This window comes from Halomicrococcus pelagicus (genome assembly GCF_050954125.1).
The window spans coordinates 102,327-115,511 of the sequence record NZ_JBPBWC010000015.1; the positions used below are offsets into that span (position 1 = coordinate 102,327).

General features: G+C 68.0%; 13 protein-coding genes. 11 read left to right on the forward strand and 2 right to left on the reverse strand.

All coding sequences use genetic code 11. The features are described 5' to 3' along the window. Positions 1-192 precede the first annotated feature (192 nt). A complete protein-coding gene (locus tag ACRYA2_RS20540) occupies positions 193-1,560 on the forward strand; it encodes a polysaccharide deacetylase family protein (RefSeq protein ID WP_433632502.1) in 1,368 nt (455 codons plus the stop codon). A gap of 46 nt (positions 1,561-1,606) precedes the next feature. Here the strand turns inward: ACRYA2_RS20540 and ACRYA2_RS20545 are convergent, their stop codons facing one another. Further along, positions 1,607-2,056, reverse strand: a complete 450-nt coding sequence (locus ACRYA2_RS20545; protein ID WP_433632504.1) for an ester cyclase — start codon at positions 2,054-2,056, stop codon at positions 1,607-1,609. A gap of 107 nt (positions 2,057-2,163) precedes the next feature. Here ACRYA2_RS20545 and ACRYA2_RS20550 point away from each other — a divergent pair, with 107 nt between their 5' ends. From ACRYA2_RS20550 to ACRYA2_RS20590, 9 genes are all read left to right on the forward strand, one after another. Beyond that, complete coding sequence (locus ACRYA2_RS20550; protein ID WP_113276420.1) at positions 2,164-2,352, forward strand: SH3 domain-containing protein; 189 nt, start codon at positions 2,164-2,166, stop codon at positions 2,350-2,352. Between the two features lie 250 nt (positions 2,353-2,602). Next, positions 2,603-2,935 carry a DUF7344 domain-containing protein gene (locus ACRYA2_RS20555; protein ID WP_433632507.1) on the forward strand — a complete coding sequence of 111 codons (333 nt, stop codon included), beginning with the start codon at positions 2,603-2,605 and terminating at the stop codon, positions 2,933-2,935. 270 nt (positions 2,936-3,205) lie between these two features. After that, a complete protein-coding gene (locus ACRYA2_RS20560; protein ID WP_433632509.1) occupies positions 3,206-4,537 on the forward strand; it encodes an ABC transporter substrate-binding protein in 1,332 nt (443 codons plus the stop codon). Between the two features lie 10 nt (positions 4,538-4,547). Beyond that, the gene (locus ACRYA2_RS20565; RefSeq protein WP_433632512.1) at positions 4,548-5,414 is read left to right on the forward strand and encodes a branched-chain amino acid ABC transporter permease; all 867 of its coding nucleotides are present in this window, start codon (positions 4,548-4,550) and stop codon (positions 5,412-5,414) included. 2 nt (positions 5,415-5,416) lie between these two features. Next, positions 5,417-6,601 carry a branched-chain amino acid ABC transporter permease gene (locus ACRYA2_RS20570; RefSeq protein WP_433632515.1) on the forward strand — a complete coding sequence of 395 codons (1,185 nt, stop codon included), beginning with the start codon at positions 5,417-5,419 and terminating at the stop codon, positions 6,599-6,601. Then, positions 6,598-7,380 carry an ABC transporter ATP-binding protein gene (locus ACRYA2_RS20575; RefSeq protein ID WP_433632518.1) on the forward strand — a complete coding sequence of 261 codons (783 nt, stop codon included), beginning with the start codon at positions 6,598-6,600 and terminating at the stop codon, positions 7,378-7,380. Before ACRYA2_RS20570 ends, ACRYA2_RS20575 begins: the two co-directional genes overlap by 4 nt. Next, positions 7,377-8,117, forward strand: coding sequence for an ABC transporter ATP-binding protein (locus ACRYA2_RS20580; RefSeq protein WP_433632521.1), 741 nt, complete (start codon positions 7,377-7,379; stop codon positions 8,115-8,117). The genes ACRYA2_RS20575 and ACRYA2_RS20580 overlap by 4 nt, the downstream gene beginning before the upstream one ends. Positions 8,118-8,262: 145 nt before the next feature. Further along, entirely contained in the window at positions 8,263-9,825 is a 1,563-nt protein-coding gene (locus ACRYA2_RS20585; protein ID WP_433632524.1) for a long-chain-fatty-acid--CoA ligase, read from the forward strand. A gap of 20 nt (positions 9,826-9,845) precedes the next feature. Further along, on the forward strand, positions 9,846-10,268 hold the full coding sequence (locus ACRYA2_RS20590) for a thioesterase family protein (RefSeq protein ID WP_433632527.1): 423 nt from the start codon (positions 9,846-9,848) through the stop codon (positions 10,266-10,268). A 104-nt stretch (positions 10,269-10,372) separates the two neighbouring features. On the opposite strand, the gene ACRYA2_RS20595 is transcribed toward ACRYA2_RS20590, so the two are convergent. Then, positions 10,373-11,443 (reverse strand): phosphotransferase family protein, encoded by a 1,071-nt coding sequence (locus ACRYA2_RS20595; protein ID WP_433632529.1) that lies wholly within the window; start codon positions 11,441-11,443, stop codon positions 10,373-10,375. A 190-nt stretch (positions 11,444-11,633) separates the two neighbouring features. Here ACRYA2_RS20595 and ACRYA2_RS20600 point away from each other — a divergent pair, with 190 nt between their 5' ends. Then, a complete protein-coding gene (locus ACRYA2_RS20600; protein ID WP_433632532.1) occupies positions 11,634-12,848 on the forward strand; it encodes an acyl-CoA dehydrogenase family protein in 1,215 nt (404 codons plus the stop codon). Positions 12,849-13,185 lie beyond the last annotated feature (337 nt).

Here is a 13,185-nt window from a genome sequence, read left to right on the forward strand (position 1 = left end):
CTCGAGCGAGGAGTAAGCGGTGATTTCACGGATTCAGCCGGGTCGTAACTAATTGGAAGTGGGTCGGGCGGAAAGTTACGATGTCGGAGAGAGACGAATCGACGGGTCGGTCGGGAAAACTGTTCCGCGAGCACCACCGAAACGTCCGGGGCGATCCGGGCCGCGACGGCGTCGTCGCTCCGAGGACCGGTCATGCGGGGCGGTAGAACGGACGGCGGACGCGTCGCCCGTCGTCGCTTCCTCCGCTTCGCCGGCGCTGCGGTCGCCGGTTCGGTCGCCGGCTGCGTGAACGACTCGCCGGAGGGAGCCGGCGGAGTGACGAGCACGCGGGAGACGGCGACGACCACCGACGAGGAGACGCGTCCGCGGACGACGCCAGCGAGAGAGACGACGCCGACCGACGACGACCCGTCGCTCCGGACGGCGTACAGGAGTCGCCAGCGGTACCGGTCGCCCGGGGAGAGCCTCGACGTGATGGAAGATCCGGACGCGTGGCGCGTGCGCCGGGGGTCGATGCGACCGGACCCCGGGCACGCGTTCGTCGGGACGAAGAGCGCGAAACTGGTCGGCGACGGCGGCGGTCACGCGGTCGTCGAGCGGTCGCTTCCGCAGCGCGACCTCTCGGATGCGGACGTATCCGTTGCCCTCCGGACGACGACGCCGGCCAGCGTCGCGTTCTTCGTCCAGTTGCTGGACGCGAACGGCAACGCCGCCGAGCAGCAACTCCGGTCCATCACGTGGGACGCTCCCGACGTCGGCTGGTTCCGCACCTGCCCTGGAACCTATGTCGCGGACGACGGGTTCGACCGGAGCGCCGTCACGCGGCTCCGTCTCCGGTTGAACAACGCCTCCGACCGGCGGGTCGTCGCATGGGTGGACGACGTGCGAGTGCATCCGAAACCCGACACGGGGTACGTGATTTTCAGCTGGGACGACGGCAAGCGGAGCTACTATCGGAACGCCGCGTCCGTGCACGACGAGTACGGCTTCCCGGCGGTGTTGACCCAGCCGCCCCATCCCGACGACGCGGGGTCGAAACTGTTCATGTCGGTCGACCAACTGCGGGAGCGACGGGACGCGGGCGACGAGATAGTGGCGCATGGGAGCGTCCAGCGTCCGTTCGCGCGGGTCTCCGAATCGACGCTCGACGGCATTCTCCGGCGGAACAAGCGGTGGCTCGTCGACAACGGGTTCGAGGGCGCTGACTTCGTCGTCTATCCGGGGAACAACTACGATGCGACGGCGCTGGACGTCGTCGGCCGCTACCACCACATGGGCGGGATGAACCAGGCGGGCAGCGTCAACACGACGGGCGTCCACGGGTTCGACCCGCTCGTGCTTCCCCGAACTATCGGTCACGACCTGACGATAGCCGAGCGCCTCGTCGACCGGGTCGCCGCCCACCGCAACGCCGGCATCCTCAACTTTCACGACTTCGCGAGCGAGAACACGATGAGCGTCCCCGACTACCGTGCGCTGCTGGAGCACGTCGACCGCACGTCCGGCGTCGAGGTCATCACGTTCTCCGACCTCTGGCGGCTGCGGACCGGTGGCCCGTGAACGCGTCGCCGCGACGCGAGGCGCACGGACCGGGCGGCGATGCCGGTCAGTCGTCGCCCTGCTCGGCGAGTTCGTCGGCCGACGGAACGACGCCGAGTTGGCGTAACACGCCGAGCGCGTCGTAGTTCGTCCACATCTCGGTTATCTTCCCGTCGTCGACGTGGTAGAGTTCCATCCCCGTCACCGTCACCTCCTCGCCCGTCGGTTCGATTCCCATCAGTTCGCCCTCGTGAGTACCCCGGGCCGTGTACCGCATCGCCACGGCGTCTCCTTCGGCGACCAGTTCCTCGACCACGTACTCGGCGTCGGGAAAGGCGTCGCGGTACGCCGCGGCGTACTCGCGGTACTCCTCGCGGCCGCGCGTTCCGTCGGGCGACGACGGGTCGTGGAGCACGAAGTCCTCGGCGTAAATCTCGTCGACGACGTCGACGTTCCCTTCGGACCAGATCTCTTCGGGGTCGCGGCGAACGAGTTCCTTGTTCTCTTCTGGTGTCATCTGCTTTCCCCCAACAGGTGTCGACGCCATCCGCCTTCAAAGAGTGGGCCAAACCCCCGGTTCGGACGGAGAGAGTTTTAAGGACGGGCGTAGTAACAGTACACTCCATGCCCGAAATCGTCCTCGAAGACGGCGACACGCTCACCTGCGACGAAGTCGACCTTCGGACGCCGGGATGGCTCATCGCCAAGTACGCCGGCGAGGGACCGGAACGGCTGAAGGCGATTCCCCGGGAGAACGTCGACGTTGTCGACGGCGTTCCGCCGGAGTTTCTCCTGCCGTCCGACGAGGACTGACCGCCGCGTCGAACGTCGCCGGTCGTCCCGACAGGGTGGTAGACGTTCGTCCGTCGAGAGCGCCCGGGACCGTCAGGGACCGCCCTCCTCGCGGGGTCCACCAGCGTTCCAGGCTATCGAGGGGTCCGTGCTCCGACCCGCCGAACCCCAATGTTAAAATATTATCATTGTGTTCTGTACTGTGATTGGCGACCGGACGGTGCGACGGTAGAGAGACAGCGAACGACCACACCGAGCGAAACCCCACGACATGCCAACCGAGAAACCTCCTGCATCCGAGATGTCGATAGACACGGTCTTCGGCCTCCTCGCCAGCCCGCGGCGGCGCGCTGTCCTCCATCGCCTCAGGTCGGCAGACGGAAACGAGCTGTCGGTCGACGCCGTCGCCGAGGCGCTCACGGAGAACTGCGAGACAGTACAGTCGAAGCGACGAGCATTGATTTCGCTCCGTCACCACCACCTCCCGAAACTCGACGACGCCAGTGTCGTCGAGTTCCGACGGGACGACGAAACCGTGCGATACGCGGGTGGACCCTTCTTCGACGACGTGTTACAGCGGGCCATCAGTTTCGAACAGTCGTAGTCGGACGACCCCACCGTAGCGCGCTGCCCCGTCGGTCGACGAACGGGCGCGAGCGAACCGCCCGGTGACCAGGCCGGGACCGACCGGACGCGCCGGGGATGGTCCGTTCGACTCGTCGGCCGGGCCACGTCACCGCGTCGAACCGACAGGTGACAGACACGTCGTCGACCGGCACTCGCTGTCCGGCGGGCCAGGGAAAGTACAATCCACGAGTGCAGTGGTATCTTCCCCCACGCTTATGTCGTCAGTTCTGGAAGTCTATTCGGGAAAATGGTGAACGATGGTACCAGCCACGACGGCCGGCGGTCGTCCGAAACGGTCGGCGAAGCGAACGACACTACGGAGCGGCAACCGAATCTCGACAGGCGGCGATTCCTGCGGACCGCCAGCGTCGGGGTCGCGGGAGCGGGGCTGGCGGGGCGCGTCGGAGCCGCCGCGAACCAGGGGTCGATAACCATCGGCGTGCTCGCGCCGGAACCTGGACAGAACCCCATCGGCGCGTCGATGGCGAACTCCGCGAGACTCGCCGCCGAGGAACTCAACGAGAACGGCGGTATCGGCGGCGCGACGGTCGACGTGAGCGTCAAAGACACGCAAGAGGACCCCTCGGTCGGGAATCGAAAGTACCAGGAGTTGACGGTCGGCGAGCAGGTGGACCTGACCACGGGCGTGTTCACGAGCGAAGTCCTGCTGAACATCATGTCGAGCATCGCCCAGCAACGGACCCTCCACCTCAGCACGGGGGCGGCGACGCCGGAGGCGAGCCGGCAGGTCGCGCAGAACTACGAGCAGTTCAAGTACTTCTTCCGGACCGGACCGGTCAACTCCCAGTTCCTCGGCCGGAATATGGTCGATTTCGCGGAGGCGAACTTCGACTCGATGGGCTGGGACTCCGTCGCCGTCCTCGCCGAGGACTTCAAGTGGACGGAGCCGATATCGCAGGAGCTAGAGGGCGCGCTGGGCGAGACGGGCGTCGACGTCCCCATCAACACCCGGTACGCGAGCGACACGGAGAACTTCTCGCCCATCTACGACAGGATTCAGAGCGCAGGCGTCGACGCGGCGTACGTGGTGATGGCGCACACCGGAACGGCGGCGCTGGTGCAGTGGGCGAAACAACAGCGGCCGTTCGGGTTCGGCGGCATCCACGTTCCGATGCAGTTGCCGTCCTACTACCAGTCCGTCAACGGTGCCGCCCGGTTCGCGGTGACCCAGAACTCCGCGACGCCGACGAGCGAGATAACGCAGAAGACAGTGCCGTACGCGAACGCGTACCAGGAGGCGTACGGCCAGTTCCCCGTCTACACCGGCTACATCACGTACGACGCCATCAAGCAGTACGCCGCCGCGGTCCAATCGGCCGGGAGCCGCGACCCGGACGACGTCATCCCCGCCCTGGAGGAGTCGTCGTACACGGGAACGACGGGGACGCTGGAGTACTACGGCCGGGACCAGCAGTTCCCGCACGACGTGAAGTACGGACAGGAATTCGCCTGGCCCGTCTGGCTCCAGTGGCAGGAGACCGACGGCGGGGGCAGACAGGAGGTCATCTGGCCGGAGGACGTGAAGACGACCGACTACGAGTCGCCGCCCTGGGTGTAGCCCGGCAACGATGGTCGACGCACTCAATGTGACGATAAACGCCGTCATGATAAGCGCGCTGTACGCGCTCGTCGCCATCGGCTTCACGCTGATTTTCGGCGTCGGCGGGGTCCTCAACCTCGCTCACGGGGCGAACATCACCATCGGCGCGTTCACGGCGTTCTACGTCACGACGGCGGTGGGGCTCGGCATCTGGGTCGGGGCGATAGCCGCGCTGGTGGTCGCGGGCCTGTTCAGCGCCGCGCTGTACGCCGGAATGATTCGCTGGGTGCAGGACGAGCCGATAACCGTGATGATTCTGACGCTCGTGGCGTCCATCGCCGTCGAGCAGTTCTTCCTCGTGCTGGAGGGGACCCAGCCGAAGGCGCTCCCGTCGCTGCTGTCGGGGCAGCTATCGCTCGCCGGGAACACCGTCCAGGCGAACCAGGCCCTGGCGTTCCTCCTGTCGTGGGTGCTCATCGGTCTGCTCGTCGCCGGGGTCCACTACACCCGGACGGGCAAGGCCGTCCTCGCGACGAGCATGAGCACGAAGGGTGCGGCGCTCGTCGGCATCGAGAGCGACCGCATGTACCTCTACACGTGGCTGCTGGCCGGGATGCTCGCCGGCATCGCCGGCGTCTTCCTCGGGTCGTTCAGGACGGCGACCTACACGATGGGGCGGGGGCCGCTCATCCTCTCGTTCTCCATCGTCGTGCTCGGGGGCATCGGCTCGATTCGCGGCAGCGTCGTCGGCGCCTACCTCATCGGGTTCCTCGAAGTGTTCACGGTGTCGTACGTCGATTCGAGCCTGAGCGGCCTCGCGTCGCTCGTCGTCCTCGTCGGCGTGCTGCTGTTCAAGCCCGAGGGGCTGTTCGGCCGCGAACTCGCGGAGGCCTGACCATGACGGACGACGTCACCACCGAACGGACGACGTACCGCGATTTGCTCGACCCGTCGTCGCTCGCGCTCCGCCACCGCCTCGGCGTCGTCGGACTGCTGGGACTCGGCGTGCTCCCGTTCGGCGTCGAACCGCTGACGGTCCTGAAGCTCACGGGTGCGCTGTACTTCGCCATCTTCGCCATGAGCTGGGACGTCGTCTCGGGGTACACCGGCCAGATAAGCTTCGGGCACGGTCTCTTCTTCGGCGTCGGGGGGTACGCCTCGGCGCTTCTCAACCTGGAGTGGGGGGTCGACCCCGTCCTCGCGGTGCTCTGCGGGACGGTCGCCGCCGCGGTCGCCGGCGTCGTCATCGGCGTGCCGGCGCTCCGGCTCGAAGGCCCGTACCTGTCGCTCGTGACGCTCATCGCCCCGCTCATCCTGCTACGGGTGTTCATCGTGTTCAGCGGGACGTTCGGCGGCGAACTCGGGCTGTCGAGCCCGGAGAACCTGCTCGCGTTCGAGAGCTTCCGGACGGCGATAACGGCCAACTACTACCTGGCGTTCGGACTGTTCGCGTTCGTCCTCCTCCTGTTGCTCGCGGTCACGCGGTCAGACGCGGGGTCCGTGTTCACCGCCATCCGCGAGGACGAGGACGCGGTCGCGTCGGTGGGGCTAAACCCGGCCCGGTTCAAGATATTCGCGTTCGTCCTGAGCGCCGCCGTCGGCGGACTCGCCGGGGCGGCGTTCGTCCACACGCCGGTCGGCAACCCCCAGCCCAGCCAGTTGCTCGTGCTCACCGTCAGCATCGAGGTCATCGTCGCCAGCGTGCTCGGCGGGATGGGGACCATCGTGGGGGCGGCGGTCGGCGGGCTGTTCTACTTCCTGCTGCGGGACTACCTCGGCCAGATCACCTGGACCGTGCCGGTGCTCGACGTGCCGCTGTCGGAACTCGACCTCTTCCTGTTCGCGCTCGTCACGCTCGCGCTCCTGTTCTTCCTGCCGCGCGGCATCGTCCCCTGGGCCGTCCGGAGCGGTCGGCGGCTGGTGTCCGGCGGGGACCGGACGGTGCCGGACGGCGGCACCGCTCCGCTCGAACGGACGCCGGTCGCCCGGCGCGAGACGGAAGACGACGGCGTCCCGACGCGAGAGGGAGACGGCGACGGACGGAGAGACGGCGACGACCGCGACGCGGGAGGGAGCGGATGAACCGCGAGCAGGCGGCGACGGACGCCGGGGAGTACGGCCCGGACGACGGCGTCCTCGTCCTCGACGGACTGACGAAGCGGTTCGGCGGACTGACGGCCGTCGACGACCTCTCCTTCGCCGTCGCCGACGGTGAGATACTGGGGCTCATCGGGCCGAACGGCGCGGGCAAGTCGACGACGTTCGACTGCGTGATGGGGACGTACCCGCCGACCGCCGGGACGGTGTGGTACGACGGCGAGGACGTGACCGGCGAGCCGGTCCACGAGATGGTCAAGCGCGGGATGGCCCGGACGTTCCAGTCGTTCCGGCCGTTCCGGGACCGGTCGGTCGTGCGGAACGTCGCGCTCGCGCTCGTCCCGGACAGGGTCGCGTCCCTCTCGGGGCTCCGCGGCGAGACCCGAAAGCGAGCGGCCGCCATCTGCGAGCGCGTCGGACTCGGCGATCGGCTGACCCAGCGACCGGACGAGTTGCCCCACGCGGGCCTGCTGCGGCTCGAACTCGGCCGCGCCCTCGCGACCGACCCTGACCTGCTGCTGGTCGACGAGCCGTTCGCCGGCCTCTCCAGCCGGGAGGTCGAGGACGTCTCGGCGCTTCTGTCGTCGTTCCGCGACGACGGCGTGACGCTCGTGGTCGTCGACCACAACATGCGCGGGCTCCTCTCGCTCATCGACCGCGCGGTCGTCATCCAGTTCGGCGCGAAGATAGCGACGGGCCCCCCCGACGAAATCAGGCGGGACGCTCGCGTTCGCGAGGCCTACCTCGGAGGCGGGTCGGCGTGAGCGCCGACGCGGCGGCGACGACCGACGACGGAAGCGATCCGGTCCTGCGCGTCGAGGACCTCCGCGTGTCCTACGGCGAGGTCACCGCGCTCCGCGGCGTCGACCTCCATGTGCAGGCCGGCGAGATAGTCGGCGTCATCGGGCCGAACGGCGCGGGCAAGTCGACGCTCGCCGACGCGGTCAGCGGCCACCTCCCCTACGAGGGGAGCGTCACGTACCGCGGCCGCGAGGTCGCCGACGCGCGAGCGAGCGAACTGGTCGCCGACGGGCTGATACACTGCACCGAAACCCGGGACCTGTTCGGTCACATGAGCGTGGCCGACAACCTCGACCTCGGGACGTACCGCCACCGGAACGACGTCGACGCTCGACGCGAGTTCGTCTACGAGCTGTTCCCGACGCTGGCGGAGCGGACGGGCCAGAACGCCCGCACGCTGAGCGGCGGCGAACAGCAGATGCTCGCCGTCGGCCGCGCGCTGATGAGCGACCCGGACCTCCTGTTGCTCGACGAACCGACGCTAGGCCTCGCTCCGGTCGTGGTCGATGACATCAGCGACGGCATCGAGCAGATTCGGGACGCCGGGGTGACCGTGCTGCTGTGCGAGCAAAACGTGACGTTCGCGATAGACCACGCCGACCGCATCTACCTGCTGGAGAACGGCCGCATCGAGCGCGAGGGGACGCCGGCGACGCTGCGCGGCGACGAGTACATCCGCGACGCCTACCTCGGCGGCTGACCGTCGCCCTGGCCCCGTCGCCGGGCGGTCGTCCCGCGCCGTCAAGACTCGGACAGGTACGCGTTCCGAACGATTCCGGCAGGCGAGTGAAGTCGATGGATTCCGGAGTAACGCTTTAGAAGGAAGGCGAGTGATATCTAACCACATGACAAATCTTGTCACGAACATCCGGTCGGTCGCGGCCGACCACCCCGACGAAGTGGCGGTCTCCTACGACGGCCAGGACGTCACCTACGAGCAGTTCTGGGCGCGGGCCGGCCAGTTCGCGGCCGGACTCGACGACCACGGTGTCGAGGAGGGCGACCGGGTGGCGGTGTACCTGCCGAACCTGCCGCAGTTCGTCACCGCGTTCCACGGCACGCTCCGCGCCGGCGGCGTCGTCGTCCCGATGAACCCCCAGTACAAGTCCCGCGAGATACGGCACCTGCTCGCCGACAGCGAGGCGAAGGTCGTCGTCACGCTGGCCGACCTCGTCCCCTTCGTCGAGGAGGTCGAGGACGACACCGCCGTCGAACACGTCGTCGCCGTCGGCGAGGGCGAGTTCGAGGCGTTCCTCGGCGACGACGATCCCGCGGTCGTGGACCGCGCCGACGACGACGTCGCAGTTCAACCGTACACCAGCGGCACGACCGGCCAGCCGAAGGGCGTACAGCTGACACACCGCAACCTCGCCTCGAACGCCAGCGTCGCGGCCGACCTCGTCCCCGAGGGCATCAGACCCGACGACAAACAGCTCGGCGTCCTGCCGCTGTTCCACATCTACGGCATGACCGTCGTCATGAACGCGACGCTGTTCAACGGCGGCGCGTACTATCCGCTTCCGCAATGGGACGCCCAGCAGGCCGTCTCGATCATCCAGGACGAGGAGCTGACGCTGATGCACGGCGTCCCCGCGATGTACAACGACGTCATCAACCAGCCGGACGCCGAGACGTTCGACCTCTCGTCGCTCCGACTGGCGGGCGTCGGCGGCTCCGGCATCCCCATCGAAGTCCTGCGACGGTTCGAAGAGCTGTACGACGTGACCATCTACGAGGGGTACGGGCTGACCGAGACCAGTCCCGTCACGCACTTCAACAGCCCCGACGCGGGCCGCCGGGTCGGCAGCATCGGGAAACCGCTCCCCGACGTGAAGGCGAAGATCGTCGACGACGACTTCGAGGAGCAGCCCCGGGTGGAGGAGGGGCCGGTCGACGAGGACGAGGTCGACCTCGACGAAATCACGGGCGAACTGGTCGTCGCCGGCCCGAACGTGATGAAGGGCTACGCCGGCCTACCGGACGCCAACGAGGACGTGTTCACCGAGGCCGAGGGCGAACGCTGGTTCCACACCGGCGACCTCGGCTACTGGGACGAGGACGACTTCTTCTACGTCGTCGACCGCAAGACGCACATGATCAACACCGCAGGGTACAACGTCTACCCGCGCGAGGTCGAGGAGCTCCTCTTCGAACACGAGGGGGTCGCGGACGCCGCCGTCGTCGGCATCCCGGACGAGCGCCGGGGCGAGACGGTGAAGGCGTTCGTCGTGCGAGCACCGGACGCCGACGTCACGGCGGAGGAGCTCAAGCAGTTCTGCCTCGACAACCTCGCGGAGTACAAGCATCCGCGCGAGGTGGCGTTCGTCGACGAGCTTCCGCGCACGACGACGGGCAAGGTCCAGAAGTTCGAACTCCGACAGCAGGAGGTTGAAGAGCCGGCGGAGTGAACCGACGACCGTGGTCGGACGTGACTGAGGACCGCGACGACCTGCTCTCGGGAATCGACGCAGGGTTCGAACACGAGTCGACGTGGGAGGTCGGAGCGTTCGAACCCCAGACCATCGCCGACGGCGTCGCGGTGAGTTCGACGCCCGAGCTCATCGGCTGCATGGAGGGGACGGTGCGCGACGGCGTCACACCGCTGTTGCCGGACGGCCATCGCATCGTCGGCGTTCGAATCGAGTGCGACCACCGCGCACCGACGCCCGCCGGCGAGGAGGTCACCGTCGCCATCGAGGTCGAGGAGACCGACGCGACGGACGACCGGCTCGTCTCGACGGCGACCGTCGCAGACGAGCGCGGGACGGTCGCGACCGGTCGGATGCACCACGCGGTCGTCGACCGGACGTCGTTCGCGGACCGCGTCGAGCGGCGTTTCGACCGCGGATAGGCGGTCGAACGGCCCCACACCGTTCTCCGGGGTGGTCTCGGCATCGGCGCGGTCCACGACCGCGGAATCTTCGGCAGCGAGCGCACGGCCGAGAGAACCGTGACTTACAGCGGTTCGTCGCCGTCGACGATGCGTTTCGCGCGGTCGGCGAGCGCGGGCACCCGGTCCTCCATCCGCGGGTACAGCGGGTCGTCGCTGTTGCCCTCCAGGTACCGGCGATAGAACATCTCGCCGAGCGCGGCGAGCTTGTACACCGCCAGCGCGCGGTAGAACCGGTCGTGGTCGTACTCGATGCCGGTCGCGTCCTCGTACCGCTCGACGAGGTCGTGCCGGGTCGGGTACGCGTCCGCCTCCATGAAGGTGGCCGTCAGTTCGGGGGTGGCGGGCGCAGGGTCGCCGGGGTCGCGCCAGTACGACAGCATCCAGCCGAGGTCCGCCAGCGGGTCGCCGAGCGTCGCCATCTCCCAGTCGAAGACCGCCACCAGTTCGGGCGGCGTCCCGGGCGCGAACATCACGTTGTCGAGCTTGTAGTCGCCGTGGACCAGCGCGTGCTCGTGGTCGGGCGGTCGGTTCTCCGCAAGCCAGTCGCCGACCTCCTCCAGCACCGGGACGGTGCGTTCCTCGGCGGTCCGCTCGAACGCCCACTCCAGTTGCTTCGTCCAGCGGTCGACCTGGCGGTCGGTGTACCCGGCGGGCCGACCGAACTCCCCGAGACCGACCGCCTCGTAGTCGAGCGAGTGGATGGCCGCGAGCGTGTCGACCAGTTGCTCGCCGACGCGACGGCGGGCGTCGGGCGTGGCGAACCGGTCGGGTTCGGCGTCCCGCAGCACGTCGCCCTCGACGCGTTCCATCACGTAGAAGTCGCTCCCGATGACCGAGTGGTCCTCGCAGGCGAGCACGGTCGGCGGGACGGGGACGGCGGTGTCCTGGAGGGCGTCCATCACCCGGTACTCCCGGAGCACGTCGTGGGCCGTCTCGGCGGTCTCGCCCGGCGGCGGGCGGCGAACGACGAGGTCGCGGTCGCCCCAGGTCACGAACAGCGTCTCGTTGGAGTGGCCCTCCGCGTGATGGCGGACGGCGAACTCCCCGGGGTCGCCCAGCCGGTCCGCGAGGTAGTCGCGGAGCGTGGCCTCGTCGACGAGTCGGTCGAAGTAGTCGCGTTCGTCCTCGGTCATGAGTGTCGTGTCGGCGTTCTGCGGGGCGACCGTACGGGCCCGGGACCGGCACCGTGGGACCGGTCGTCCGTTCGCATCGGCCCGTCGTCGTCGCGCCCGATTCGAGTTCGAGGTACGTGGAAGGTCGGCATAGTACTTGGGTCGCCGGAACCGGAGAAACCCTTTTGCGGAACTGCGGAGAGTGTGACGTATGAAGTACGACGACCCGCCGCGAGCGCAGGCGGTTGCCGAGCGCGTCAGGACCTTCGTCGACGAGGAGGTCGTCCCCGTCGAGCGAGAGACCCTCGGCGAGGGACCCGTCTCGGACGATACCGTCTCCAGGCTTCGGGAGGAGGCTCGCGACCGCGAGTTGTACGCACCACAGGTTCCAGAGGAGTACGGCGGCATGGGGATGGGGTATCGCGAGATGCTCCCGGTGTTCGAGGCGGCCGGACGGAGTCTGCTCGGTCCCGCGGCCATTCGCGTCGACGCGCCCGACGAGGGCAACATGCACACGCTGGAGCTGGTCGGCACCGACGACCAGAAGGAGCGCTGGCTCGAGCCGCTGGCCGAGGGCGAGGCCAAATCGGGGTTCGCGATGACCGAACCGGCGCCGGGAGCGGGCTCGGACCCCAAGATGATACGGACGACCGCCGAGAAGGACGGCGACGAGTGGGTGATCGACGGCCACAAGTGGTGGACGACGCAGGGCAGCGACGCCGACGTCCTGCTGGTGATGGCCCGAACCGACCAGGACGCCCACCCCTACGAGGGCTGCTCCATTATCCTCGTGCCCGCGGACACGCCCGGCGTGCACGTCGATCGGGACATCCCCCACGTCGGCGGTAGCGTGACGGGGTTGAGCCACGCCGAAATCCGGTTCGACGACGTTCGCGTGCCGGAGGAGAACCTGCTCGGCGACGAGAACGCCGGCTTCGCCATCGCCCAGCAGCGACTCGGGCCCGCACGGTTGACCCACTGCATGCGCTACTCCGGGATGGCCGAGCGCGCGCTCGACGTGGCGAAAGCCTACGCCAGCGAGCGGACGGCGTTCGACGGACCGCTCGCCGAGAAGCAGGCGCTCAGGTTCGAGGTCGCGGACGCCGAAATCCGGTTGCACGCCGCTCGCACCACGGTTCGTCACGCCGCCGACCGCATCGCGGCCGGCGAGGAGGCCCGCGTCGAGGTGGCGACGAGCAAGGTCTTCACCGCGAACGTCGTCCAGGACGTCATCGACACCGCGGTCCAGATGTGCGGCGGCAACGGCATCGGCAAGGACCTCCCGCTCGCGGACTTCTACGAGAACGTCCGCCAGTTCCGCATCGTCGACGGTGCCGACGAGGTCCACAAACGCGTCGTCGCCAGGGACGCCTTCGACGACGTCGATCCGGGCGAGGTCGAACACCTGACCCAGTACGACGAGTAACCGTCGAGGAGGCCAACTCGCCGCGTCCGGCGGGCGCTGCAGCGGTTGCACCGATCGTCCCCGTCCGTTCGACCACGTTCCGTCGCAGCCGGCCGACGCTCCGGCCGGTCCGTCACAATACCACGTTACCGGGGAGTACAGTCCGTTACTGCATCGAAACGTGGGATACAGAACCAGTTGTACGGTCTTATACGCGGCCGGGCGACGTTCACTATATACCACATTTATAGATAGAATCGTCGTAGGTTCAGCGCACCATCGGGTGTTGACCATGGAGAGAGAACAACCGACCAGCGAACAGACAACCGACGAACCGACGGACGAATCGAGGCGTACG